Source organism: Microbacterium enclense (genome assembly GCF_001456955.1).
GTDB lineage: Bacteria > Actinomycetota > Actinomycetes > Actinomycetales > Microbacteriaceae > Microbacterium > Microbacterium enclense.
Genome location: NZ_KQ758467.1, coordinates 439,125 through 464,572, shown reverse-complemented (window position 1 = coordinate 464,572; position 25,448 = coordinate 439,125). Strand labels below are relative to the sequence as shown.

At 71.3% G+C, this 25,448-nt stretch carries 23 protein-coding genes and 1 pseudogene; 15 read left to right on the top strand and 9 right to left on the bottom strand.

Annotated features, from left to right (window positions below; all coding sequences use genetic code 11):
• The first annotated feature begins 305 nt into the window (after nt 1-305).
• Nucleotides 306-2,777 (top strand): LuxR C-terminal-related transcriptional regulator, encoded by a 2,472-nt coding sequence (locus AS029_RS02140; RefSeq protein ID WP_058230929.1) that lies wholly within the window; start codon nt 306-308, stop codon nt 2,775-2,777.
• A 234-nt stretch (nt 2,778-3,011) separates the two neighbouring features.
• On the opposite strand, the gene AS029_RS02135 is transcribed toward AS029_RS02140, so the two are convergent.
• Nucleotides 3,012-3,683: a DUF998 domain-containing protein gene (locus AS029_RS02135; protein ID WP_058230928.1), complete on the bottom strand. Its 672-nt coding sequence runs from the start codon at nt 3,681-3,683 to the stop codon at nt 3,012-3,014.
• A gap of 564 nt (nt 3,684-4,247) precedes the next feature.
• On the opposite strand from AS029_RS02135, the gene AS029_RS02130 reads away from it, so the two are divergent.
• Together AS029_RS02130 and AS029_RS02125 are read left to right on the top strand one after the other, a co-directional pair.
• Nucleotides 4,248-5,636: a coiled-coil domain-containing protein gene (locus AS029_RS02130; RefSeq protein WP_175456615.1), complete on the top strand. Its 1,389-nt coding sequence runs from the start codon at nt 4,248-4,250 to the stop codon at nt 5,634-5,636.
• A 34-nt stretch (nt 5,637-5,670) separates the two neighbouring features.
• Complete coding sequence (locus AS029_RS02125) at nt 5,671-6,609, top strand: aldo/keto reductase (protein WP_058230927.1); 939 nt, start codon at nt 5,671-5,673, stop codon at nt 6,607-6,609.
• A gap of 29 nt (nt 6,610-6,638) precedes the next feature.
• On the opposite strand, the gene AS029_RS02120 is transcribed toward AS029_RS02125, so the two are convergent.
• Nucleotides 6,639-7,223: a hypothetical protein gene (locus AS029_RS02120; RefSeq protein ID WP_058230926.1), complete on the bottom strand. Its 585-nt coding sequence runs from the start codon at nt 7,221-7,223 to the stop codon at nt 6,639-6,641.
• Between the two features lie 154 nt (nt 7,224-7,377).
• Between AS029_RS02120 and AS029_RS02115 the strand changes: the two genes are divergently transcribed.
• On the top strand, nt 7,378-7,599 hold the full coding sequence (locus tag AS029_RS02115) for a hypothetical protein (protein WP_139167986.1): 222 nt from the start codon (nt 7,378-7,380) through the stop codon (nt 7,597-7,599).
• Between the two features lie 201 nt (nt 7,600-7,800).
• On the opposite strand, the gene AS029_RS02110 is transcribed toward AS029_RS02115, so the two are convergent.
• Complete coding sequence (locus AS029_RS02110) at nt 7,801-8,160, bottom strand: DUF7882 family protein (protein WP_058230924.1); 360 nt, start codon at nt 8,158-8,160, stop codon at nt 7,801-7,803.
• Nucleotides 8,161-8,240: 80 nt separating this feature from the next.
• Between AS029_RS02110 and AS029_RS18015 the strand changes: the two genes are divergently transcribed.
• The 4 genes and pseudogenes from AS029_RS18015 to AS029_RS02100 all read left to right on the top strand — a co-directional run bounded on the left by AS029_RS18015 (nt 8,241) and on the right by AS029_RS02100 (nt 9,613).
• Nucleotides 8,241-8,486: a hypothetical protein gene (locus tag AS029_RS18015; RefSeq protein ID WP_074615801.1), complete on the top strand. Its 246-nt coding sequence runs from the start codon at nt 8,241-8,243 to the stop codon at nt 8,484-8,486.
• Nucleotides 8,487-8,501: 15 nt separating this feature from the next.
• Nucleotides 8,502-8,561: pseudogene (locus AS029_RS18010) on the top strand (MarR family transcriptional regulator); the annotation flags it as partial.
• Nucleotides 8,562-8,570: 9 nt separating this feature from the next.
• Entirely contained in the window at nt 8,571-8,825 is a 255-nt protein-coding gene (locus AS029_RS18005) for a hypothetical protein (protein WP_074615800.1), read from the top strand.
• On the top strand, nt 8,822-9,613 hold the full coding sequence (locus AS029_RS02100) for a transglutaminase-like domain-containing protein (RefSeq protein WP_058231193.1): 792 nt from the start codon (nt 8,822-8,824) through the stop codon (nt 9,611-9,613). The genes AS029_RS18005 and AS029_RS02100 overlap by 4 nt, the downstream gene beginning before the upstream one ends.
• A gap of 51 nt (nt 9,614-9,664) precedes the next feature.
• Here AS029_RS02100 and AS029_RS02095 read toward each other — a convergent pair whose 3' ends face one another.
• The gene (locus tag AS029_RS02095; RefSeq protein ID WP_058230923.1) at nt 9,665-10,369 is read right to left on the bottom strand and encodes an esterase/lipase family protein; all 705 of its coding nucleotides are present in this window, start codon (nt 10,367-10,369) and stop codon (nt 9,665-9,667) included.
• Between the two features lie 120 nt (nt 10,370-10,489).
• On the opposite strand from AS029_RS02095, the gene AS029_RS02090 reads away from it, so the two are divergent.
• Nucleotides 10,490-10,738, top strand: coding sequence for a hypothetical protein (locus AS029_RS02090; protein ID WP_058230922.1), 249 nt, complete (start codon nt 10,490-10,492; stop codon nt 10,736-10,738).
• A 221-nt stretch (nt 10,739-10,959) separates the two neighbouring features.
• On the opposite strand, the gene AS029_RS02085 is transcribed toward AS029_RS02090, so the two are convergent.
• Nucleotides 10,960-11,148 carry a hypothetical protein gene (locus AS029_RS02085; protein WP_058230921.1) on the bottom strand — a complete coding sequence of 63 codons (189 nt, stop codon included), beginning with the start codon at nt 11,146-11,148 and terminating at the stop codon, nt 10,960-10,962.
• A 243-nt stretch (nt 11,149-11,391) separates the two neighbouring features.
• Here AS029_RS02085 and AS029_RS02080 point away from each other — a divergent pair, with 243 nt between their 5' ends.
• Nucleotides 11,392-11,577 (top strand): hypothetical protein, encoded by a 186-nt coding sequence (locus tag AS029_RS02080; RefSeq protein ID WP_058230920.1) that lies wholly within the window; start codon nt 11,392-11,394, stop codon nt 11,575-11,577.
• An 11-nt stretch (nt 11,578-11,588) separates the two neighbouring features.
• Here the strand turns inward: AS029_RS02080 and AS029_RS02075 are convergent, their stop codons facing one another.
• Nucleotides 11,589-14,186, bottom strand: coding sequence for an MMPL family transporter (locus AS029_RS02075; protein WP_058230919.1), 2,598 nt, complete (start codon nt 14,184-14,186; stop codon nt 11,589-11,591).
• Nucleotides 14,187-14,303: 117 nt separating this feature from the next.
• Between AS029_RS02075 and AS029_RS02070 the strand changes: the two genes are divergently transcribed.
• Nucleotides 14,304-14,870 (top strand): TetR/AcrR family transcriptional regulator, encoded by a 567-nt coding sequence (locus tag AS029_RS02070; protein WP_058230918.1) that lies wholly within the window; start codon nt 14,304-14,306, stop codon nt 14,868-14,870.
• A gap of 102 nt (nt 14,871-14,972) precedes the next feature.
• Nucleotides 14,973-15,947 carry a LacI family DNA-binding transcriptional regulator gene (locus tag AS029_RS02065; RefSeq protein WP_058230917.1) on the top strand — a complete coding sequence of 325 codons (975 nt, stop codon included), beginning with the start codon at nt 14,973-14,975 and terminating at the stop codon, nt 15,945-15,947.
• 168 nt (nt 15,948-16,115) lie between these two features.
• Here AS029_RS02065 and AS029_RS02060 read toward each other — a convergent pair whose 3' ends face one another.
• The 3 genes from AS029_RS02060 to AS029_RS02050 are packed head-to-tail and all read right to left on the bottom strand — an operon-like array spanning nt 16,116 to nt 19,920.
• Nucleotides 16,116-17,750 carry a glycoside hydrolase family 32 protein gene (locus AS029_RS02060; protein ID WP_074615799.1) on the bottom strand — a complete coding sequence of 545 codons (1,635 nt, stop codon included), beginning with the start codon at nt 17,748-17,750 and terminating at the stop codon, nt 16,116-16,118.
• On the bottom strand, nt 17,747-18,811 hold the full coding sequence (locus AS029_RS02055) for an LPXTG cell wall anchor domain-containing protein (protein ID WP_058230916.1): 1,065 nt from the start codon (nt 18,809-18,811) through the stop codon (nt 17,747-17,749). The genes AS029_RS02060 and AS029_RS02055 overlap by 4 nt, the downstream gene beginning before the upstream one ends.
• Nucleotides 18,808-19,920, bottom strand: a complete 1,113-nt coding sequence (locus AS029_RS02050; RefSeq protein ID WP_058230915.1) for a choice-of-anchor L domain-containing protein — start codon at nt 19,918-19,920, stop codon at nt 18,808-18,810. The genes AS029_RS02055 and AS029_RS02050 overlap by 4 nt, the downstream gene beginning before the upstream one ends.
• A gap of 267 nt (nt 19,921-20,187) precedes the next feature.
• Between AS029_RS02050 and AS029_RS02045 the strand changes: the two genes are divergently transcribed.
• From AS029_RS02045 to AS029_RS02035, 3 genes are all read left to right on the top strand, one after another.
• Entirely contained in the window at nt 20,188-21,795 is a 1,608-nt protein-coding gene (locus tag AS029_RS02045; RefSeq protein ID WP_074615798.1) for a glycoside hydrolase family 68 protein, read from the top strand.
• Between the two features lie 129 nt (nt 21,796-21,924).
• Nucleotides 21,925-23,874 carry a glucose PTS transporter subunit IIA gene (locus AS029_RS02040; RefSeq protein WP_167345219.1) on the top strand — a complete coding sequence of 650 codons (1,950 nt, stop codon included), beginning with the start codon at nt 21,925-21,927 and terminating at the stop codon, nt 23,872-23,874.
• A 102-nt stretch (nt 23,875-23,976) separates the two neighbouring features.
• Nucleotides 23,977-25,443: a glycoside hydrolase family 32 protein gene (locus tag AS029_RS02035; RefSeq protein ID WP_058230913.1), complete on the top strand. Its 1,467-nt coding sequence runs from the start codon at nt 23,977-23,979 to the stop codon at nt 25,441-25,443.
• Nucleotides 25,444-25,448 lie beyond the last annotated feature (5 nt).

Sequence of the window (25,448 nt, the reverse complement as noted above, 5' to 3'; positions counted from 1 at the left end):
GCCTTCCCGACACGACGGCGACACGTCGGGTCGCCCGAACTATAGGCACGCCCCCGCTCACCGTCCGACGCCGTCGGGGCTCGCGCTGCGCGGGCGAAGGCGTCCCGCACGTGACGGATGGCCGGGAAGAGGGTGACGACGGAGCGGGTGAGAGAGGGATGACGAAGGGGATGAAAGATGCGGTTTTCGCCCGGTCGAGCTCGTCCTCACCCTCAGGATCATCTCTATGCGGTCGACGCCTCGCTGCGACGACGAACCCCTTCGCCCGCCTGCGACGGGGCCGTCCCCACCACTTGGAGGTACAGATGCTCATCGATGTGGACACCATCCCCACCGGCGTCCGGGCGACCCGACGGATCAGCCGCTTCTGGGCGCCTCGCCCCGCGTCGCTCGACCTGTTGCGCGACGCGCTCTCGAGCGATGTCGTGCTGTTGCGCGGACCGGCCGGCGTCGGGAAGACGTCGCTGCTGCGCCAGTTCGCGGCATCCCTCGACGACGACACCCAGCGCGGCGTCCAATTCATCGACGGCGGTGTCACGACGCCGGAACGCCTGCCGGAGATCCTCGCCGCCTTCGCCGAGGGCCCGAGCATGCACGTCCTGCTCATCGACAATCACTCGGAAGGAGCGGGACTCACGACCGAACACCTGCTGCACCTGCTTCGCTCCGACGCGAATCTCCGGATCGTGGTGGCCACGCGGCAGGCCACGGGTCTGGAGAGTCCGCTCGTCGCGATCGAGTTCGACGTGCAGGTGATCCCCACCGAGCACCTCCTCATGACACGCGACGAGCTCGCCGAGGTCCTGGAGTTGAACGGCGTCGCGACGACGGAAGTGGGCATCGACGCACTCGCCGAGCGCACACACGGCTGGCCCGCGCTCGTGCAGCTCGCCGCGGCGCGCCTACGACTGGAAGGCCTGCCGCTGCGCACACGCGACGAGGCCCTGGCCGCGGCAGGGTACGCCAATGCCGCGTTCACCACCGACCTCGAGCAGCGCCTGGACATGCCCGTCTCCGACGATGTGCGCCTGCTCGCCATCGCCCCGCACGTGACGGTGGCCATCGCGGATGCCATGGGGGTGGACCCCCGGGAAGGGTCGACGGGCGAGCTCGTGGCCCACCTCCAGGACGCCGGCTTCATGTGGCCCAGCTCGACACGCCTGACCCTCGCCGAGCCCATCCGCGAGCAGTGGCTGCGGGAGATCACGCAGCGCCGTCCCGAGGACGTCAGCAGCGCGCGGCTGCATCTGCTCGCCCACCTCGTCGCCGGCGGCGAACCCCTGCTGGCCGCGCAGTTGGCGGCGGACGCCGAGCAGTGGCCGACGCTCGCCGGCGTGCTCCGTTCGTCCGGCCCCGAGATCTGGGCGCGCGATCCGGAAGGTTTCCGACGTCTCATCTGCCTCTTGCGCACTCGCGCACCCATGACGCCGGCCGTGGTCGATGCGCTGCTCGCGCTCGACCCCGATACAGCGGCGTCGCTCGAGACCCGCGGCCTCGTCGTGACCGCTCTCGGCCAACTCCCGGACGCCAAGAGCGCCGCGTCCAACGATCTCGACGCTCTCATCCTGCGCGTGAGTCTGCTCCGAGCCGTCGGACGTTTCGCGCTGGCGACGGAGGCCGCCGCCGTGCTGAACGACGCCGTGCGTCGTTCCGGCGATCTGAGCGCCGAGCTGACATGCGAGGCCTGGTATCAGGTGGGGATGACGTCGTTCGCGATGGGGAGGCTGCGCGAGGCACGCGTGACGTTGGGCCAGTCCCAACGCATCGCTCCTCCCGCGCTCCGCATGCGCGCGCGCGGCGTCATCGCCGTCATCGATCTGCTCGAGGGAGACGTGCGCGGTGCGCAGCAGGTCGTGGCTCCCGACCGGGACGACAACTGGCGCAGCTCTCCCTGGGGAGAGGGCCTCCGCCTCGCCGAGGCGTGGTTGCGACTCGAGGAGGGTGACGCCGCGGGAGCGCGCACGATGCTCGACAGACTCCCCGCGACGGCGGGGGCGCGCGAACTGTGGCCGTTCGCCGCCGCCGTGCACGCCCTGTCGTTCCTGCTGTCGGGCTCGGCCTCCGACGCCCTCGGACTCCTTCGAACGTGGATGTCGCGGGCACGCAGCACGCCGCCGTCCCACTATCAGTCGACGCAGATCCTCACCGCGCGGGCGAAGGTGCTGATCGCCCTCCGTCAGGCGCGGAAGGCGCTGTCACTGTTCGAAGGCCCCTTCGCTCTCGCATCGACGACCGCGCCCGCCATCGCTCTATCGCATCTCTACGCCGGTCGCACGCACGAAGCGTTCGTGATGAGCGTCAAATGGGGGCTGCATCACGAGCCGTCGCCGCGTGCGGCACTGGAGAGCCTCGTCGTCAGCATCGTCGCCGACCTGCGCCTGAATGGCGTCGCAGCCCACCGCACGGCGGCGCAACGGGCCGAAGCGTTGAGCACCCGCCACGACCTGTGGAGTCCCTGGAGCGCAGTCGCACCGGAGGACCGTGCTCTCGTCCTGCAGATGCTCTCGCCCGCCTCGCGGGACGAGATCACCAGACGCTGCTCGTTCTTCGCCTCGTCTGTGAGCGTCCCGCATCTGACGAAACGCGAGCAGGTGGTCCTCGCGCACCTCACCCCGTCCTCCACCATCGCCGACATCGCGAAGACTCTCGTGGTCTCGCCCAACACCGTCAAGACGCAGCTGCAGAGCCTCTACCGCAAACTCGAGGTCAGCGACCGTTCCAGTGCGATCCGGGCAGCACACGCGTGGGGACTCATCGAGACCGAGTCGGAGCTGTGAGCCGACGCGCCCGGCGGCGACGCCGGGCGCGTCCGATCATGACCCGGGCCATCCCGAGGAAGACCAGGACGACGACGACTCCCGGAATCGAAAGCGGCACCCCCGCCCCGCGCAGGACGAGCAGAATGACGACGAACGCGGCGATGGGAAGCACCCACGACGCCACCTGACGGACGCGACGGCAGACGGCGGTCGCGCGGCGACCGCCTGGTCGGGGCATCGGCTCCCGACGTGTCATCGTTCACGTCTGCGGTGATCGGCGGCTACCTGCAGTCCGAAGACCCCGAACCAGGTGATGGCGAGTGTGGCGGCGGTGAATTCGAGGTTGCCGCCGAGGACCGTGTCGCCGCGGAAGAGTGCGATCATCGCGCCGGTGAACGACGTGGCGCCCACCGCGATGAGCGTGACGACGCTTGCCGCCCGCATCCACCGACGGCGCCGCAGCGCCGCCACCTGGCCCATCGCGACGATCGCCAGCACGAAACCCGTCACGGCGAACGAGATGTGCACGAGATCCTGCGGGAGGGCTCCGGAGGTGAAGGGGACGGGGCAACCGGGCGAGCAGGTGATGACGGATGCCACCCCGAAGCACGCGCCGCACGCCAGCAGCGTCGATGCGACCGGCCATCCGGCCACGTAGCCGTCACCGCGGGCGAAAGCGGCCCGCTCCACGAGGACAGCCGCGACGGCGAGGAGGAGAAGCGCGAAGTTGAACAGCGGAGCGGTCGGCATGCCCGTCGCCCCCAGCTGACTGACGTAGTGAACGCTCGGGTCGCCGGCTCGGCAGACCCAGATGAGCCCCGCACTGACGAACGCGGCGATTCCTCCGAGCAGAGCCAGCCGCGTCGGGAAGCGGTCGAGGCGCCCGGCGCCGATGTCGGCCGGCCGCTCCAGGGTGTCGGTCATCGGCTCCTCCTGGTCAGGCTCGGCCACCTTATCGTCTCCGCTGTCGCGCTCCCGCGACCAGAGGGGTGAGGTGTTCGCTCCCGGGGGTGATTTCCTGCGCAGGCGTCGAGGCGCGGGAGGTGCCGCGGCCATGCTGGGTGGTGCGGGCAGAGCGACCGCGTCGCCTGCGAGCCGGGGGGCCGCACCGCTGGATGCCGTCGCTCTGCCCGCACCCTCGCGTCCGCTCGCGTGCTCCACGATCCGCCTCGCACCGGATCACGTCCTCCTCCCGCGGATCACGTCAGCACGGGCGAATTCAGGGGTGAGAAATGGGCTCGATCCCCGCGTGACGGCGGTCGACCGTGGGAATGTCGGATCGAGCGATCGTCGAGCGGTTCTCCCCCAAGATCCCGACTCTCCGAACGCGATCGCTCTTCCCCCGATGCGCGGTCCCGCGTCTCCGGCACCCGAGCCGCGGGACCGCGCATCTCCCACGACCCTCCTTCCGAGTCGGCCCGCGTCGACCGCGTCGACCGCGTCGAGCCGGGGGACATCCGTGATCCGCACCGAACCGAGGAGAGAACCGTGATCGAGCCCACCGCCCCAGAGTCCGTCGGCGAGCGGCGAGACGGACGGCCCGACGTCGACGGTGCGGAGGCGTCAGCGCTCGAGGACCTCTTGGAGACCTCACACGCGAGCGATGAGACCGCGCCCGTGTTCCCGGTCGGCTTCCGCGGCTACGACAGGGATGCCGTCGATGAGGCGGTCCGTGAACTCGGCGAGCGGGTCCGACGGGCGGCGTCCGACGCGCAGAGCGCGAAGCTCCGTACCGAGGCAATGTTCGCTCAGCAACGCGCGGAGCACGATCAAGAACTCGAGGAGGCCGCGCGTCTGCACGCGGAGCAGGTCGCCGCTCTCCAGGAGCAGGCGCGCGCAGCCGCCGCCCGCGCCGCCGAGGCCGAAACGCGGGTGGCGGCCCTGTCGAACGAACTCAGCACCGGCCTCGACGGCGAGGAACGAGACCCCCGTGAAGAGCGCCAGCAGTTCGATGCGATCCTCCGCGTCGCCGAAGAGCAGGCGTCGGTTCTCGTGCAGAACGCCGTGGCACAGGCTGATCGGCTGCTCGACGGCGCGCGCGACGAAGCGGCATCCATCCGCGCCGAGGCCATCGCCGAACAGACGCGGCTGCGCGCCGAGGCTCAGCATGACGCCGACCAGGTGCGCCTCCGCGTCGAGACCGAGGCGACCGCGCACGCCGCGCGACTCGAGCGCGAGCAGGCCCACGCCGCGGAGCGCATCGCGCAGGCCGAGCAGGAGGCCGTGGCCATCCGCACGGAGTCCGAGCGCGGCGCCGCAGCCCTGCGTTCGATGGTCTCGCGCGAGACGGGCGAGCTGCGGGCCGCGGCCGAGCGCGACGTCCGAGAGATGACCGCCCGGGTCCTCGAATTCGAGGAATCGCTGACTCGCCGGCAAGACGAGGCACAGCAGGAGTTCCTCGTGCTGCACAACCAGGCGGTGGCGCACGCGGAGCGCATCACTGCCGACGCGACCGAGCAGGTCTCTGCGGCGCTCGAACACGCACGGCGCATCGGCGCACGTGCCGACGACTTCGAACGCCTCGCCCGCGCTCAGGCGCAGCAGGTCGAGGCGGACGCCCTCGTGAGGGCGCGCGAGGTGCTCGACGACGCCCGCGACAAGGCGCAGCGCATCGCCGACACCATCAGCGCCCACAGCGTCGGCGTCCTGCGCGATGCCGAAGACCGCACCCGCGACCTCCGCTGGCAGCAGCAGCAGCTGGCCGGCTTCCTGACCGAGATGAACGAACTGCTGCGTGCCGTTCCGCGCGGCACCCGTGCGGGCGTCGCCGAAGACGGGGACGCCGACAAGCCGGATGCCGGCGAGACGAACACCGAGGTGGGCGAAGAGGCGGCAGGGGACGCCGTGGAGGCCCCGACCCCCACACCTTCGGGCTGAGCACGCCGCGGACCGCTCGGGCTAGCGTAGGGGCATGCGAAACGTCCCCCTCGGCTCCACCGGTCTGACCGTCCCCAACGTCGTCGCCGGCATGATGCGAATCGACGACAAGACCGATGACGAGGTGCGCGCGCTCTACGGCGCGGCCCGTGAGGCGGGCATCGACTTCTTCGATCACGCCGACATCTACGCGCGTGCGCTGCACTCGGCCGAGGAGCGGTTCGCGACGGCTCTCGGCCTGAGCGCCGCCGAGCGCGGAGAGATCCGCCTGCAGACCAAGGCGGGGATCGTGCGGGAGGGGCCCTTCTTCGACTTCTCATACGAGCACCTCGTGACCTCCGTGGAGGCGTCGCTGCGCTCACTGCGAACGGACTACATCGACGTCCTGCTGCTGCACCGGCCCGACGCGCTGGTCGAGCCCGCAGAGGTGGCCCGCGCGTTCGATCACCTCGAGAGCACTGGCAAGGTGCGTGCCTTCGGCGTCTCGAACCACACCCCACGGCAGATCGATCTGCTGCGCACCGCGGTCCGTCAGCCCCTCGTCGCCAATCAGGTGCAGCTGTCGGTAGCCCACGCACCCCTGGTAACGCAGGGCCTCGCCGCCAACATGGAGGGGACGACCCAGTCGGCGGTGCTCGACGGCGGTGGACTCATCGAGTACTGCCGCATCAACGGCATCACCCTCCAGGCCTGGTCTCCGCTGCAGGGCACGCGCGGCCACGGAGGCGTCTTCCTCGGGAACCCCGACTACGCCGACCTGAACGCGGTCATCGACGCGCTGGCCGAGAAGTACGGCGTGCCGCCGCTCGCCATCGCGGTGGCGTGGATCACGCGTCATCCGGCGGGTATGCAGGTCGTTCTCGGCACGACCAGCCCCGGTCGAGTCACCGACGCCGCCCTGGGGTCGGACCTTCGCTTGACCCGGGCGGAGTGGTACGCCCTCGTGCGGGCCGCGGGCTACGTCGTCCCCTGATCGGAGCGAGCGGTCTCGCGGCGACCGGGTCAGTCGCCGCGACGCCGACGTCGGCCGCGCGTGACGACGATGATGCCCCCGACCACCACGACAGCCGCGGCGATCAGCGGGATGAGCACGAACGTGAAGCGCCCGGCCTCGGCCTCGGAGTCGGGTTCGGCCTGTGCGGAAGCGTCTTCAGTCGACTCGGAGGGGCTCGCCGACGGCGAGGACGTGGGCGTCACGGGAGCCGGTTCGGCCGTCGCCGCCGACACCTCGACGGTGACCTGCGCCAGGACGGACTCCCCCGTCCCCACAGCGATCACGACATCGCCCGCCCGTGTGGGGGTGAAGTCGACGACGGCGGTCCCCGCGGAGGCGGGAACCTCGGCCGAGCCGCTGCCCGCTTGAACACCCTCGCCGGTGAATGAGCCCGAGTCGGTGTCGGCCAGTCCGAATGTCGCGGACTCGAGATCGCCGAGTCCGGCTGCGGTGATGGTCGTCGTCTCGCCCAGCGAGACGGACGAGGGTTCCGCGGTGACGGACGGGGTCGTCGCCGCCGCGGCCGGTGACGCGGCGCTGACGAGCGCCGCGAGAAGGACGGCCAGGGCCGGCAGTGAGGTTCTGGTACGCACGGAGGATCCCTTCGTCGGTGCGCGCAACGCTAGCCGCGCGCCGCGCTTCACGCGTGACGGTGGACGCCGGAGGCCGCGCGCGATATGGCCGGTGGTCGAGGGGCTCGCCTATGCTGACACCGGACCGCTCGAAGGGAGCAGCGCGATGAAGAGGATGCCGACGCGACTGCCCCTGGGGGCCATCCTGAGTGCGGCGTCCGCTGTGATCTGCGCGATTCCCACCCTGGTGCTGCCGGCCGATTCGCCGAACGCTCCCAAGACGGCGTTCCTGGCCGTCGGAGCCGTCTTCTTCGCCGTCGGCGTCGCCCGAGTGCGCAGTGAAGCGAACCCGCGTCGTGTCGTCGCGCGGTACGACGACGGCGACGGCGACTCCTGATCGTCACGGCGTAGGACGGAACGCCCCGAACCTACCGAGCACCGATCTCGTCGAAGGCGACGACGTCGACGATGGAGATCGGTTCCGTGGGGAGGTCCCAAGAGGCTTCGGGGTCCATCTTCAGCTTTCGTCGAAATTGGGCCGGACGGGGGGCACGCCGGAGTGGCGGCTGCGTAGCCCGATGGTGAAGGAGGGGGTCGATCAGGCCGCGCGGGCGAGCGTCCGCGCCTTGGATCGCACGGGGTTGGCTACCGCGACCGGCTCGTCGATCTCGATGTCGAGGCTCAGACCACGCGAGGAGTTGGCATCGTTCGCCATGCGCTTGAGGAGGTTCTGGTCGAGGGTCTCGGGCTGCTCCGAGTCGAACACGAACCGCAGGGGAATGGACGGCTGGAGCCAGATCGTCGAGCGCCCGACGGGCTCATCCGCTCCGTGCACCCACGAGAGCGTGAAGCTCTCACCGCGACGCAGCTTGGTCGCCACGACGACCTTGACGTGCGCCAGCAGGCGGTCGTCGATGCTGATCGGCGCGGTCGTCGTGCCGTAGTAGAGCTTTGCCATGATGTACCCCTCTGCTCGTTGCTTGATCTTCAACTTACTAGTTAGACTAGCGAATAGGCAAGCGAGATATTAGGAGACCGATGAACACCGACAGCACATCGCCTCCGTCGTACTGGTACAGCGAGAGCGCGGACGATCACCGCGGGGCGCGGGTCATGGAGGCGTTGCGCTCGTATCGCGCAGCGGAGATGGCGATGCGGCGCCGGACGCAGACGTCGATGTCGATGGGCGAGAACGAACTCCTCGTCCTGCGATTCCTCACGCGCGCCGCGTCATCCGCCCGCGAGATCACCCCCATCGATCTCGCCCGGCACCTCGGCGTCTAGACCGCGTCGGTCACGGCCCTCCTGGACCGCCTCGAACGCTCGGGCCACCTGGAGCGCCGGCCTCACCCGTCCGACCGGCGCAAGGTGCTCGTCTCCCCCACCGGCCGGGCCGACCTCGAGATGCGCGACACCCTCTCCGCGATGCACGCCCGCATGATGCAGGCGACCCGCGGCATGAGCGAGGCCGAGACGGTCACCGTGACGGCCTTCCTCCACCGCATGCAGTGCGCCGTCGCCGACGCCTGCGACGCCGGAACGGGCCCGTGCTGCGCCGTCGCCGCGTCGACGTCGCGGACGGTCGCCCCGACATCCGCTGCGGCCCCGGACGCGGCCGCGTGACGTCCTCCGTCGACGTCGTCGTCACCCTGCGCATCGACCAGGAGGCGGAGGTCGTCCTGTCGATCGTTCCCGCCGCGGGGTGGGTCATCGACGAGACGCTGCAGATCGCCGTCAGCGGCAGCGCGGTGCACCCCGTCGAGCAGGCGGATGCGCACGGCACTCGTCTGCATCGCGCGACCCTCCCCGTCGGCACCGCCGACATCCGCTATCGCGGGGTGGTCGCAGCACCGTCGGCGCCGGCGCCGTCGGACGATGTGGATCCGGTGCGCTACCTCCGCCCGAGCCGGTACGCCCCGTCCGATGCCGTCGGCGACGCGGTCGACGCCTTCGCGGGACTCACTGCGCGCGAGGCGGTCGCGCGCATACCCGCATGGGTCGGTGAACACCTGTCCTACGTCCCGGGATCGAGCGGGCCGACCGACACCGCCCTCGACACGCTCCGAGACCGTCGAGGGGTCTGCCGGGACTACGCGCACGTGACCATTGCTCTGCTCCGTGCGAGCGGCGTCCCCGCGCGTCTGGTGTCGGCCTACGCGCCGGGACTGGATCCCATGGACTTCCACGCGGTGGTCGAGGCGTTCGTCGACGGGCGATGGGAGGTCGTGGATGCCACCCGCCTCGCGCCGCGCGAGCATCTGGTGCGCATCGCCACCGGGCGCGACGCGGCCGACACCGCATTCTTGACCACCCTGTCGGGGTCTCTCACCCTGGAGTCGGTGACGGTGACGGCTGTCGCCGACGGCGATCTGACCATCGACGATCACGACCGCTCCGTGCTCCTGCGCTGACGTCGGTTCCTCTCGCACCGCCCTCACGGGGAGGTACGCCCGGCGCGGCCGTCACTCCGCGACGCGGACGACTTCGGCGATGACCCGGGGGTCGGCCAGAACGCGGAAATGCCCACCACCCGCCAGGCGCACGTTGCGCGCGCCGGCGAGCTCGCTCCCCTCGGGGATGTGGGGGTCGAAGACCCCGTACACCGAGACGATGCGGGCGTTCACCTCGGCGGAGGCTGCGAGCGCACGCATGGTGGCATCGCCCGACGCGAAGGCTCGAAGCGAGGGCGTGGGCATCAACCGGCTGTAGCGCGACCCGCCGAACGGCGTGGCGACGGCCACCATCGCCCGTACGCGGGCACCCGCGGAGTCGAACGCCATCACGTGTTTGCCGATCAAGCCGCCTTTGCTGTGGGCGACGAGCACGACGTCATCGAGACCCCGCGCGACGAGCAAGGCGGCGACACGGGAGGCCTGCTCCGCGATCGGGCGGCGGTTGTCGCCCAGTTCGGTGACGACGTGCACCGGGTGTCCGCGTTCATGGAGCGCCCGCGCGAGAGGCTCGAGGAAGCGCCACGTCTCGTAGATCCCGGGGAGCAGCACGATCGGGGTGCCCTCCCCGTCGGCGAGCGCGTCGGGCCCGTCGCGGCCGGTGAGCGCTCGCCACTGCCCGCGTACCGCGTAGACGTAGTCCCGCATCCACCAGCCCAGGTCGCGAAGACCCGTGCGGACCCTCGTCACGGGGTTCGCCCCGGCATCCGTCGACATGCATCCATCCTCGCCACCGGAACGGAGGGGGTCAGCCGGGTTGCGGACGCCCCGCCGCATACCGATGCGACGGATGCAACCCCGGAAATCGCTCCGGGAGCTCGCTCTATCGTGTGGCGCATGGACATCACCGACATCCGCTGGAACGAACCCGCCCGCCAGAAGATCCTCGACGACGCCGACAACGTGCTGCGCGAAGCGGTCATCGCCATCGCCCGCGAGAGCGACGGAATCTCGTCGGACGAGGCCTTCGCGCAGATCAACGCGCGCATCAAGGACCGCTTCATCGACTACGAGCCCGGTCCGGACATCCGCACGTACGCCGACGCGATCGCCGCCGGGGAGATCCCCACCGACGACGCCGCGTGACACCGGCGCCCGGGCGCCGGTTCGGGCGCCCGGGCGCCGGATCAGCACTGCCTGCGGATTGCCTGTGATCCGCACCCGCCACGCGGCACCCGGCGTACTCTCCTTGTACCCGGCCCCGGCATCGCCGGCGCGGATGACGCCCCTCTGGCGTCCTCGATGACCCTCGCCCGTCGAGCCTCTCCCCCACCTGGCTCCGGACGAGGGTCGTCGTCCGCCCCGACTCAGCGATCCTCGCCGTAGCCGCGGATACTGCGCAGGTCGTCCTTCAGGTCCTCGGTCGGCAGGTCGTCCTCCGAGACAGCGGCGTCGGCGGCCTGCTGCTCCCGAGCACCGTCCTTCTTCTCCTCGACGCCGGCGTCGGTCGCGCCGTCCATGACGGGGGCGTCCTGGGTCTCTTCACGGTCAGTCATCGTCGTCCTCCTCGAATTCGGGTGAGATCGGAATCCTCCCGCAGCAAGACGAGGTGAACGTGGGGGTTGCGCGGCGCCGACCGTCCGTCGTCTCGTCGGCGACGGTCCAACACGCCGGGGCGAGCGGGTGAAATCGCACCCCCGGACGAGGTACGGACGCCCCTCAGGGCGTGGACTTGTCATCTCATCGACCCCGCGGGCACCGTGCGTCTCACGGGCCCACCGTCCGAGTGGAGCACCATCGTGGCATCCCGACCGCCGATCTCCCGCCGCGAGCTCGTCGCGCTCATCCTCGTGTTCATCGCCTGCGGCGTCGCGGTGCTCCTGAGCGCACCCACCGCCCTGCTCCCACCCGTAGCCGGTCTGGCGGTGGCGATCGTCGGCGTCGCGACCGCGAGATGGTGGCGTCGGCGCGGTCGCTCCGGCTGAACCCGACGGGCTCAGTGATGCGCGGGGTGGCGGCGTTCCAGCGCCGACCCCTCGACGTCGACATTGGGAATGATGCGGTCGAGCCAGCGGGGCAGCCACCACGCAGAACCGCCGAGCACGTGCATGAGCGCCGGAACGAGCAGCATGCGGACGACGAACGCGTCGAACAGCACACCCAGGCCCAGGCCCAGCCCCATCGACTTGATGATCACGGATTCGGAGGCGATGAAACCGGAGAACACCGCGATCATGATGATCGCCGCGGCGGTGACGACCGTGCGACCGGCCCGGAAGCCCTGAGCGACCGCCAGCCGCGGTGCGGACCCGTGCGCCCACGCCTCGCGCATCCCGGTTGTGAGGAACAGTTGATAGTCCATGGCGAGCCCGAACAGGATGCCGACCAGGATGACGGGCAGGAAGCTCAGGATCGGACCGGGATTGTGCACGCCGAGCAGCCCGCCGAGCCAGCCCCACTGGAAGACCGCGGTCACCGCTCCGTATGTCGCGAACAGCGAGAGCACGAAGCCCGCGGTGGCGATGAGCGGCACGAGCATTGACCGGAACACCATCACCATGATGAGGAACGACAGGCCCACCACCACGACCAGGTAGATCGGCAGAACTTCCGCCAACCCTTCGGAGATGTCGATGTTGATCGCGGCTGCTCCCGCGACACCGAGGTCGATGTCGCCGTCGACCGGCGGCAGAGCGCGCAGGTCGCGCACCAGCTGCTCCGTCGACACGGCGTTCGGCCCCTCCGCCGGGATCACCTGGAACGCGGCGAGCGTGCGGTCGTCCGAGACGGCGACGGGTGCGACCGCCGCGACGTCGTCTTGCGCGAACAGCTCGCGCGCGACGTCGAGCTGCAGTCCCCGCACGTCGGCCTCGGCGGTGTCCGCGGGCAGGGCGGCGGTGATGAGCAGCGGGGCGTTGGCGCCGGCGCCGAACGCGTCCTCGGTCCAGGTGAAGGCCTGGTACGCGGTCGAGTCCTCCGCCTCGGAGCCGCCGTCGGGAAGGCCCAGACGCATCGAGAGCGCGGGGATGGCGACCACGAGCAGAGCGATCGTGGCGACCACCATCGTGACGACGGCGCGCATGGTCGACATCGGGCGCACCGGACGCCCCGTCGTGGCGACGGGGCCGGTCCGCGCGGCGCGGCGGGGGTGCTCGTCGGCGTCGATCGGTGCGGTGCGGGCGGCGCGGCGCGGGTGTTCCGTCGTGTGGCCGGCGGCCACGGCTCGCGCTCGAGCCTTGCGGCTGAGGATGCGCATCCCCGCCAAGCCCAGCAACGCCGGCGTCAACGACACGGCGATCAGCACGGCGACGAGCACGCTGACCGCACCCGCCGTGCCCATGAGCCCGAGGAACGGGATACCGGTGATGTTGAGCGCGAGGAGAGCGACGATCACCGTCGTGCCGGCGAACACGACCGCGTTGCCGGCGGTGCCGTTGGCGAGCCCGATCGACTCGACGACGTCGGCACCCTGCAGCAGCTGTCGACGGTGGCGGTAGAGGATGAAGAGCGCGTAGTCGATGCCGACGGCGAGCCCCAGCATCACACCGAGGATCGGGGTCACGGATGCCATCTGCACGAGACCCGAGAACGACAGCGTCGCCATGGCGCCGATCGCCACACCGACGAGCGCGGTGACGATCGGGAACGAGGCCGCCAGCAGCGAACCGAGCACGACGATGAGCACGATCGCCGCCACCGCGACGCCGACGGCCTCACCGACCCCGAGGATCTCGGGGACTCCCTGCGAGATCTCGGTATTGAAGGCGACGTCCGTGCCCGCGACGGGCTCGGCCGTGAAGTGCTCCACCACAGCCTCCTTCGACGCCTCCGCGAGCTCCAGTCGCGGCTTGTCGAACGACACGTTGACGATCGCGGTCGATCCGTCGTCGGAGACCAGGCGGATGGCATCCGCGAACGACAGCAGTTCGGCGCCGTCGGCGAGCTGCGTCTCCTGTGCGGCGATCTGCGCGAGCCCGTCGGTCACCTGCGTCTGCTGCTGCTCGAGGGCCGCACGCTGCTGGTCGAGCTGCGCCTGCTGCGCGTCGAGCGCGCTGAGCTGCGCCTGCTTCTGCGCCTCGGGCAGGGGTGCGGCCTCCAGCTGCGACCGCGCGGCGTCGAGCTGCTGCTGGCCCTGGTCGAGCTGCGCGGCGCCGTCGTCGAGCTGCTGCTGGCCCGCCTCCGCCTGCGCGCGGGCGTCGGCGAGCTGCTGGCGGCCGTCGACGACCTGCTGACGCTGCGCGTCGAGCTGGGCTTGCGCGTCGAAGGGGTCGGTCACGCGCGCGACGTCCGGCAGGTCGCCGGCGGAGTCGACGAGCGCGGTGATGTCGCTCTTCTGCGCGTCGGTCAGGGCCTCGCCATCGGTGGTGCGGAAGACGACCGCCCCCGATGCGCCGCTGAAGTCGGGAAGTTCGTCCTGCAGTTCGGCGATCACGTCACCGGATGCCGTGCCGGGGATGTCGAAGCTGGAGCTCAGGCCCTTGAAGCCCACCGCGAACCCGCCGACGACCGCACCGAGGATCACCGCCCAGGCGACGATCACGGTCCACGCGCGCCGAGCGGCGAAGGTTCCAAGGCGATGCAGCAGTTCGGCCATGCGGGTTCCTCTCGTGCGGTGCGCGCGAGGGAGCACCGTCGGCTCCGACCAGTCCGGGAAAAGATAACACGCACCGTCTCGTCTTGTTCTCGCTCGACATCGCGCACAATGTGTGTCATGGCTCTCTCGCGCACCGGTCCCGTCCGCAGCGAAGCCGCGCGCCTGGCGATCCTCGACGCCGCCGTGTCACTCTTCACCGAACGCGGCTACGACCACCTGACGATGGAGGGCATCGCCCGCCGGGCCGGTGTGGGCAAGCAGACGATCTACCGCTGGTGGCCGAGTAAGGGCGACGTCATCGCCGAGGCGATCCTCGAGGGGCGCCTGCTGGGCGGCCGCCGCGACCTCCCCGACACCGGCGACGCCCGCGCCGATCTCGCCGCCTGGTTGACCGACCTGTTCACGCTTCGCGCGAGCCCCGACGGCGAGGGACTGCTGCGATCCCTCGTCGCGGCCGCAGCGGGCAGCGCCGAGACCGGACGACGCCTTCGCGCCGAGATCCTCGCCGCCCCGCTCAGCCACCGCCTGTCGCAGGCGATGGGCGGGATCACCGGCCCCCGACTGGACGCCGCAGCCGACGCCCTGCTGGGCGCCGTCATCCTGCGCGCGCTCAGCCGCGAGGACTTCGGCCAAGACGACATGCTGCTGCTCGTCGACGCCATCGTGGGACCGGCCGCGCGCTGACGATGCGGACGCTCCACGCGCGCGCACCGGGCGCGACCCGACGGTGGGATAGCGTCGAAGGCGACCCGCCCCGCGACCCGACGAGCACCCGATGAGCACCCGATGAGCCGACCCAAGCTGCAAGACGTCGCCGCGCGCGCCGGCGTCTCGGTCACCACCGTCTCGCGCGTGCTCAACAATCGGGGCTACCTCAGCGACGACATAAAGAAGCGCGTCGACGACGCGGTCGCCGAGCTCGGGTACCGTCCGAACGAGATCGCCCGGTCGCTCATCGGTCAGCGCTCGACGTTGGTGGGACTGATCGTGCCGACCGTCGCCGACCCGTTCTTCGGCGAACTCGCCTCGCACGCGGAGGGAGCGCTCGCCGAGCGCGGCTACAAGATGCTGCTGTGCGACTGCCACGACACCCCCGAGCGCGAGGAGAAGTATCTCGACCTGCTGCAGGGCAATCGGGTCGACGGCATCATCAGCTCGACGCACAACCGCGACGTGGCCGGATACGGTCGCGCCGACCTCCCGATCGTGGCCATCGACCGGCGCCTCGGAGACGGCATCCCGACCGTCCACAGCGACAATCGCACCGGCGGCGTGCTCGCCACCGAGCACCTCATCGCCCGCGGATCCCGCGCGCCCGTGCACCTGACCGCCACCGATCACCCCGGCAACCAGCGCGCGGCCGCCTACCGCGAACGCATGGCCGCGCACGGGCTCGAGGCACGCGTCATGGCGTACGGCTACGACACCTCGCTCGACGAACGACGCGCGGTGATCGAGACGTGGCTGACCGTGAACCCCTGCGACGGCGTCTTCGCCAGCGACGACCTCACCGCCCTGATGGCGCTGGAGTGGGCGCGCAAGACCGGACGGCGGGTGCCCGACGACCTGCGCATCGTCGGCTATGACGGCTCCGCGGCGCTGCAACTGGCCGTCCCCGGCCTCACCACCGTCCGGCAGCCCATCGAACGCATGGCGAGGCGGGCGGTCGACCTGCTCCTCGAGCGGATGGCCGATGCCACCGCGGATGTCGCCGCGCAGGACCCGCTCCCGGTGGCCCTGCGTCACGGCTGGACGTCCTGACCACCGCGCTCGGAGTGCGTTCGCGCGCCGGCCGCATTCACGACGATGGCGGCCGTGCCGAGCGGGGAAGCTCGACACGGCCGCCGGCCCACGACGCTCGCGCATCCTCGATGCACGGGCATGGTGGAGGCGGCCGCACCGGGTAGGGGCGTACGGTGCAGCCGCTGCTCAGGGGGCGTTCGGATCGTTGACGGCCAGCGGGGTGAGGGACAGATCCCGGATGCCGATGGCCCCGCCGACCGCCTCGGCGGTGACGCCCGCGCGGGTGTCGACGTAGGCGGCCGAGGTCAGAGACGCGCGCCCGTCGCCGGTGAACACCTCGATCGACGACGCGTCGACCAGGATGTCGAGCGTCACGGTGCCGTCGGCCTCCACCGGCGCGGTGCGCACCTCGCGGTACGTCTCGGGCATGGCATCCGCCACCGCATCGTGACGGCGATCGAGGAAGACCACTCCCGCCCCGGCGTCGTAACCGACGGTCACCTCGGCATCGCCGGAACCGAAACGCAAGCGCACCTCGCTCGCGTCGGGCGCCTCGAGCCGGGCACGCAGGCGATACCCACCGGTGCGGGGCTGTACGGGCAGGTCGACGATGTCGCCCGGCGCGACCGCGAAGCTCTGCGCTGTCGCGCTCTCGCCCTCCCGCGCCTCGAGTGTTGCGATCGGCTGCGACAGAAGCGACAGCCGGCCGTCGATCTCGCGCAGCACGATCTCGCGCGTGGTCGAGAGCGACCCACCCTGCCAGGCGCCGCCGGGCAGGTCGCGGGCGTACGCCCAGTTGTTGATCCACCCGAGCGCGTACCGACGCTCGAGCCGGCCGTCATCGCCGTCGCGCGGGTCGTCCCACGTCACGGCGGCGTAGAAGTCGGCGCCCCCGTCGAGCCACTGCGGCTCGTCGGTGTCGGCGGTGAAGCGCTCGCCGTCCCACGCACCCGTCCAGTACGCGAAGCCGGTCGTGCCGCCCAGAGAGGAGGCGTCGGCGCTCGCACCCAGCACCCAGGTGCGTCGACCCGTGGTCGGATCGACCATCTCGAACAGATCGGGGCACTCGAGCAACCCGTAGTCGGTGCGCACGAAATCGGACGCGTAGGTCCACTCGCGGAGGTTCTGCGAGGTGTAGAAGCCCAGTCGCTCCCCCTCGGCCAGCACCATGACCCACCGCCCGCGGGCGTCGTCCCACACGATCTTCGGGTCGCGCCAGTCGGTCGCGCCGGGGTTGTCCATGACGGGGTTCCCCTCGTAATCCTGGAAAGTCGTACCGCCGTCCGTCGAGACGAACAGCGACTGGCGCTGCACGCCGTCGTCCTGCTGGGTGGCGAGGGCGACGATCGCCCCCGCCCCGAACCCCGCCGTGTCGCGCTCGTCGACGACGGCGCTGCCGGTGAGGATGTCGCCGAGACCGTTGCGGTACTTCTCGATCGCGACGCCGCGGTTCTTCCACGTGACCATGTCGGTGGAGGTCGCCAGGTGCCACTCGGTGCCGTTGCCCTCGGGGTAGTCGGCGTTGTAGAGGTAGTACAGCCGCCACTCGCCGTCGACGAAGACGGGGCGCTGGGGGTCGTTGATCCAGTGCTGCTCGGGCGTCAGGTGGAAGACGGGCCGGAACCTCTCCCACCCCTCGGGCGTGGCGAAGGCATCGGGGGTGGGCGCGGGTGTCGAGGTGGGCGACGGCTCGGGCGCGACCTGTTCGCTGCGCGGCACGAGCACGATGACGAGGATCACGGCCACGAGTGCCGCGACCAGGGAGACGAGGATGCCGAGGCGCGCGCGTCCGAGCCGGCGACCGGTCGTGGCGTCCGTCATGCGCGACTCCTCGTCCGTCGCCGGCGGACCGCTGCTGCCGCGCCGGCCAGCAGGAGCACGGCCCCGATGAAGGCGGGCGGGGCGGCATCCGTCCCCGTCTCCGCCAAACGGTCGGGCAGCCCCGGGCGGGGCGTTTCGACGACGGGGGGAAGGGTGGGCGTCGGTGACGGCGCGACGCCGAGGCGGGGCACGAACGAGACCGTGCGGATGGCGTCGCCCGGCTCGGAGCGCTGCGCGGCGAAGTCGGCGGCGTTGGCCAGCTCGCTCGACGCGGCATCGGGAACCGTCTCGACGGTCACCTCGACGATCTCGTCGCCCACGGGCTGCACGCGCACGCTCACGCCGGACTCGTCGCACGCGACGCTCACACGTTCGGTGGGAACGTCGACCGGGTCCACCAGGTAGCCCGTGGCGGGGTCGGTCTCACCGGCCGCTCGGACGCGCACGCCCGCGGTGCAGTCCACCCGCTGGCCGCCGACGGGGCGGTCGACGATGTCGAGCGTGTCCCAGGGGCCCCGCGGCGCCTCGAGCACCCAGCGGGCGCGCGTCTCGGTCTCGTCGGTCCAGGCGCCGTACTTGTTGCCGCGCGAGCGGTCGGGTGCCCCGAAGAACGGGCCGGGCACCTCCCCCGGACGCAGGACGGCGTCGGCGGTGGATGCCGAGGAGACGATCGTGGGCGCCGATTCTTCGAGCACCGAGCGCACGACCATTTCGCCGCGACGGTTCGCGGGGTCGGCGGCGGCCTCGGTCAACTCGATCACGGCGGTACCGGTGTCGTCGAGGCGGACGACCCCGATCGACACCCCGGTCGAGGCGATCCAGTCGGCTCCCGCCGCCGCACCCGCGTGCTCGGGCAGCGCCAGCGTCACGACGTCGCCCGGTGCGGCGTCGGCGGGCAGTTCCCACCGCACGTCGGAGACGGTCGCCGTGTCGTCGGACGTCACGGTGACGTCGGCCGACAGTGGAGAGGTCGTCGCCGCACTCGCCGGCATCGAGGAGAGGGTCGCACCGAGGAGCACACCGCCGGCGAGGGCGAGGAGACGGGAGCCGACGCGGATCACTGCTCGCTCACCTCGCGAGCGGTGCGCCGACGCCGTGCGACGACGAGGGCCACGGCCCCCGCGCCGACCGCGGCGGCAGCGAGTCCCGCACCGCCGAGCAGCGCGGCCGAGTCCACACCGGTGATCGCGAGCGGCGAGCCGGGGCGGGTCGCTCCGGTCGCGGCGGGGCCGGTGACCGACGCCGGGACGGGAGCGGCGGATGCCGTGGGCTCGGCCTCGGTCGGCGTGGGCGACGGCTGCGGCACGCCGGGTACCGAGCTGATGCCGTTCGCGGCGAGCAGCAGTGTCGAGTCGAGCTGACCGTCGACCGTGTCGGCGACCGCGGCCACGACCTCGACCGGCTGCCCGGGGGTGACGTCGGCGGTGCAGGTGAGTGCGACGGAGTAGCCGTTCATCTCGGTGCCGCGCGGGCCGGGGGCTCCGTCGGCGGTGAGGTTCGAGACGTACAGCTCCGAGCGGGTGTCGGCGTTCAGGGTGGCCACGCCCACCGGCACGTCGCCCAGCGTCGAGCAGAGGCGGCCATCGACGTACACGCCGAAGGCATCGGTGTAGTCGCGCTCCGCCCAGCCCGCGTACTCCTCGCTACCGATGTGGTAAACGATTGTCAGCTTGTCGCCCTCGGGAATGACGGCGAGGCGCAGCTCCGCCGCGTCGTAGGTGGTCACCGCGAACGACGTCTCGAGCAGAGCCGAACCCGGTCCGCCCAGATCACCCGTGGTCGTGAGCTTGGTGTTCGGGCCGGTGAGCGCCGACGCGGTGAAGTCCACGTCTGCGGCCGCTGCCGGATCGGCCGCGCGCAGCGAACCGGTGCTGAGCGCCACCCCCGCGACCGCGCCGGAGGGCAGGCCGAGGTCGAGGTCGCTGAACGTGCCCGCCTGGACGGCGCGGCCGAGCGCGAGCGAGGCGGACGACAGCGAGACGTGCTCGCCGATCAGGGATTCCGCGGCGGTCGCGGCATCCTGGCCCTCCAGGGTGGCGACGGTTGCAGCCGCGTGGGCGGGAGCTGCGGCGAGCAGGATGAGCGCGGCCGATGAGGCGGCCGCGGCCGCCGCAGCGAGAGGGACGCGCCGCGCAGGTGTCCTGCGGGCGGTGGGGACGAACGGGGTCATGACACTCCTGTTGGTGGCGATGGGCGCGACGGATGCGGGTCGTTCCGACCGGGTTCACGTCGTCGCGAAGAGGGTGGCTGGTGCGGAAGAGAAGCCCGCGAGAGGAGGGATGCCACGGAGCAGGCCATGGGGGCCGCTCGGGGTCGAGAGTGCCAGACATTCTCAGCGGATGCAAATTATGTCAATCGTTTGACATAGTGCGCCCGACTTCCTACGCTGGCGGCGAGGAGAAGGATCCACGTCTTGCGAACGAGAAAGCAGACCGACGTGACCACCACGCAGAACCGAGCCGGGCGTACACGCCTGCGACTCGCGGCGATCGCCGCCGTGATCGCCACCACCGCCGCCCTCGCGGCGGGCGCCCCCGCCCAGGCTCAACCGGCCCCGGAAGCCATCCCCGGCTTCCCGGCGCCGACCGTGCACACGCAGGAGGCCTACGCCCCCGAAGACGACTTCACCGCCAAGTGGACCCGTGCCGACGCACGGCAGATCAAGGCGATGAGCGACCCCGCGGCCGCCTCGCGCGAGAACTCCATGCCCGACGAGTACACGATGCCGACGGTTCCGCAGGACTTCCCCGACATGAGCAACGAGCAGGTGTGGGTGTGGGACAGCTGGACCCTGACCGACGGCAGCTCGGCGCAGCCCAGCTTCAAGGGCTGGGAGGTCGTGTTCTCGCTCGTCGCCGACCGCAAGCTCGGCTTCGACGACCGGCACACCTACGCCAAGCTCGGCTACTTCTTCCGCAAGGCCGATGTCGCCGAGCGTCCTGAGAACGGCGGCTGGACCTACGGCGGCCTGGTGTTCCCCGAGGGCGCGTCGGGCGCGATCTTCGAGGACCAGTCCTTCAGCCACCAGACCGAGTGGTCGGGATCGACCCGCATCTTCGACGGCAACAAGCTGCGCATCTTCTACACCGCGGTGGCGTTCTACCGCAACGAAGACGGCAGCAACCGCAAGCCGTACGACCCGCGCCTCGTCCAGAGCGAGGGACGCCTCTTCGCCGACGACAACGGCGTGTGGATGACCGGATTCCGCGACCAGCACGACATGCTGCAGGCCGACGGCGAGTACTACCAGACCGGTGAGCAGAACGAGTTCTTCAACTTCCGCGACCCGTTCACGTTCGAAGACCCCACCCACCCCGGCAAGACCTTCATGGTCTTCGAGGGCAACTCGGCCTTCGCCCGCGGCGAGCGCGCCTGCACCGAGGAGGACATGGGCTACGCACCCGGCGACCCGCACGCCGAGACGGCCGACGAGGCCATGGACATGGGCGCGCACTTCCAGATGGCGAACGTCGGTCTCGCCGTGGCCGACAACGCCGCGCTGACGGAGTGGACCTTCCTGCCGCCCATCCTCTCGGCGAACTGCGTGAACGATCAGACCGAGCGTCCGCAGATCTACATCAAGGACGGCAAGTACTACCTCTTCACCATCACCCACCGCGGCACCTACGCCGCCGGCATCGATGGCCCCGAGGGCGTCTACGGCTTCGTCGGCAACGGCATCCGCAGCGACTTCCAGCCCGTCAACCGCGGCTCGGGACTCGCCCTGGGCAGCCCCGCGAACCTGAACTTCCCCGCGGGCACGCCGTTCGCCCCGAACCCCGACCAGCACCCGGGTCAGTTCCAGGCGTACTCGCACTACGTCATGCCCGACGGCCTCGTGCAGTCGTTCATCGACACGATCGGCACGAGCGACGACTTCGTGCGCGGCGGCACCCTGGCCCCCACGGTGCGCCTCGACATCGAGGGCGACGACGTCACGGTCGACCGCTCGTACGGCACGAACGGGCTCGGACAATGGGCCGACATCCCCTCGGGCTACGCGCACGAGATCGGTGGCACGCCGGACCCGCGGCCGATCGGCTGACGACCGCTCCCTCGAACGGGGCTCCGCTGCGGCGGGGCCCCGTTCCTCGTCTGACGAGGTCGTCGGATGCCACGCGGCGGGCGCCCAGCCCGCCGTCGCATCGCATCACCCGCGAGGTCACCCGCCTCGATGCCGACGCGTACCCTGGACCTCACCACCCCCTGGGGAGGGGTGGCGAGGGGTGGGGTACCGATGGATGCCGTGTCGATGGCCGACGCGATCCGGCGCGCCCTCGGCGGCACGGAGAACATCGCCGCCGCCACGCACTGCGCCACCCGCCTTCGGGTGACACCGCGCGAGCTCGAACGGGTGGATGCCACAGCTCTCGCCGCGGTACCGGGCGTGCTCGCGACACAGATCGTCGGCGCGCAGGTGCAGATCGTGGTCGGCCCCGGACACGTCGACGACGTCGCGGCGGCCCTGGACCGCGTGCTCGCGCCGCCGCCCGCGGCATCCCCCCGTCCGCTCCCGACCCGCGTGATCGGCGTGCTGGTCGACGTCTTCACCCCCCTGCTGCCGGCGTTCGTCGCCGGTGGTCTGCTCACGGCGCTGCACAACGTGCTCGCCGGCCCCGGCGCCTTCGGCGACCTCGCGGTGGTGGATGCCGTGCCGTGGCTGCGCGGACCGGTCGCGCTGGTCGGCCTGCTGGGTGCGGCCGTCTTCGCACTGCTTCCCGTGCTGCTGGGCTTCTCCGCCGCGGGCCGCTTCGGCGGCAGCCCCTACCTCGGCGCGGCGATGGGCGCCGCGCTCGTGGCCGCCCCGGGCCTGACGGCCGACTCGGCACTGCCCGCCATCCACCTCACGCCCGAGACGGGGTGGGTGATCGGCGGGATCGACGTGCTCAGCATCGACTACCAGGGCACGGTCGTGCCGATCATCGCGATCTGCGTCGTGCTCGCGCGCCTGGAGCGCTTCTTCGGCCGGCGGCTGCGCGGCTCCGCGCGCCTGCTGCTGGTCCCCCTGCTGACGTTGCTGACCACCGGGCTCCTGGCCTTCCTCGTGCTGGGCCCCGCCCTGCGTTTCGCCGGAGACGCCGCGGCCGCCGCCATGGAATGGCTGTACACCAGCGCGGGCGTACTCGGGGGCACCGTCGTGGGGGCGGTGTACTCGCCGCTGGTAGTCACGGGCCTCCATCAGGGGCTCATCGCGATCGAGCTGGGCCTGCTCTCCACCGGCGGCTCGTTCATCTTCCCGATCGCGGCGGCCGCGAACGTCGCCCAGGCGGCCGCCACGCTGGCCGTGTGGGTGTCGACGCGTCGCGGGTCGCGCCTTCGGGCGCTCGCGGCCACCGCGACCGCGCCCGCCGCCCTCGGCATCGCCGAGCCGGCGATGTTCGGCGTGACCCTGCGTCTGCGGGTTCCCTTCGTGATCGCGGTGGGGTCGACGGCTGTCGCCGCGACCCTGCTGGCGGCCTTCCGCGTGCAGGCCGTGACCCTCGGGGCGGCGGGCGTGTTCGGCTTCGCGTCGATCGCGCCGGGCCGCGTGCTGCCCTTCCTCACGTGCCTCGGGGTCGCCGTCGTGCTGTCATTCACGGGCACGCTGCTGTGGGCGCGCTGGCGTCGACGCCGCGGCAGGCCCCTCGAGGGAGACACCGCGACCACGTCGCGCGACGACTCCGTCGTGCACTCCCCCGTGAGCGGCTCCCGCGTCGAGGTCGCGTCCCTCGCCGATCCGACGTTCGCCGCGAGCGCCCTGGGACCGACCTCGGCCGTCGCCCCGGCATCCGGACTCGTCGCCGCCCCCGCCGACGGCACGGTCAGCGCGATCGCCGCGGCCTCGCACGCGTACGGGGTGACCACCGACGACGGCACGGAGCTGCTGGTGCACGTCGGGATCGACACGGTGCGGCTGGACGGCCGAGGGTTCCGCCGGCTGGTGCGCGTGGGCGACCGGGTCGCCGCCGGCGACGCGCTCGTGCACGTCGACCTCGCCGCCGTGGCGGCGGCGGGCCTCGATCCGGTGGTGCTCACGATCGTCACCAACGCCGACGAGCGGGCGTTCGTCGCCGTCGACGGGGCCGGCGAGGTGTCGGTGGGCACGCCCGTGATGCGGCGTACCCGTTTCGGCGACGAAATCTGATTAACCGCTTGACCACCTGTCGGGAAGCTTGCTAGCTTCTGCGTAACCGATTAACCATCCCGGTTTGATCGGCGCCGCGAGTCTCGACGAGGAGTCATCCGTATGCACGAACGAGGGTTCTTCCGCCCGCCCCACGCCTGGGTCGGCGACGTCATCCCGTGGGAGGAGGACGGCCGCTTCCACCTCTTCTACCTGCACGAGTCGCGGCAGACGCCCAAGGTCGGTATGCCCTGGCACCGCGTCGTCACCGACGACCTCGTCGCCTTCACCGAGACCGGCCCGGCTCTCGCATCGGGCGGCCCGGACGCCGACGATTTCAACGTCTACACCGGCAGCGTCGTCGTGGCCGACGGCATCCACCACCTCTTCTACACGGGACAGAACCCGGAGCGCCGCGGCGCCGACGGACTCCCCCTCCAGCTCGTGCTGCACGCCACCAGCACCGACGGCATGCGCTCCTGGCAGCGCCACCCCGCGCACACCTTCGGCGCCACCGCCGGCTACGAGACGGCCGACTGGCGGGATCCGTTCGTCTTCCGCGACGAGGCAGCCGGCCTCTGGCGCATGCTGATCACCGCCCGTCACGCCGACGGCCCGGAGCGCCGGCGCGGCGTCATCGCGCAGTGCGTGTCGCATGACCTCGCGACGTGGGAGCCGGCCGAGCCGTTCTGGGACCCGCGGCGCTACATCGCGCACGAGTGCCCCGAGGTCTTCGAGTGGAACGGCTGGTGGTACCTCGTGTACTCCGAGTTCAGCGAATCGTTCACCACTCGCTACCGCGTCTCGCGCAGCCTCCACGGCCCGTGGACCGTCCCCGCCGACGACGCCCTCGACGGTCGCGCGTACTACGCGGCCAAGTCCGCCGCCCGTGACGGCCGCCGCTTCTTCTTCGGCTGGATCGCCTCCCGCGAAGGCGGCGTCGACGACGGCGCCTGGCAGTGGGCGGGCACCCTCTCGGTGCTCGAGGCCGAGCAGAACCCCGACGGCACGCTCCGCTTCCACCCCCCGGTCGAGCTGGCCGAGAGCTTCGACCGCCGCGTCGCCGCGGTGGCATCCGGAACCGTCCTCACCGCGCCCGACGGCTACGCCGACCTCGTGCTGCCCGAGGCCGTCCCCTCGGCCTTCCGCGTCGACGCGGTGTTCGACATCGCCGCGGGCACGACCGAATGCGGCCTGCTGCTACGTGCGAGCGGCGACGGCGACGAGGGCTACTTGCTCCGCCTCGAGCCGCGCCGCAACCGCCTGGTGTTCGACCGCTGGCCGCGGCGGCGCACCGGGGGCGAGCAGTGGCAGATCTCGGGCGACGTGCCCTTCGCGATCGAGCTGGAGCGTCCCGTCACGCTCGAACCCGGCCCGCACCGGCTCGAAGTGATCGTCGACGGCGACCTGTGCGTCGCCACGGTCGACGGCGCCGTCACCCTCAGCACGCGCCTCTACGACCGCACCACCGGCGGCGTCGGAGCGTTCGTGGGCGAGGGCAGCGCCACCGTCCTCGGCCTCGAGGTGTCCACTCCCGGGGCCGGATCCCCCTCGTCCGAGCTCGACGACCTCCTCGTCGCCTCCTCCTGACCCTC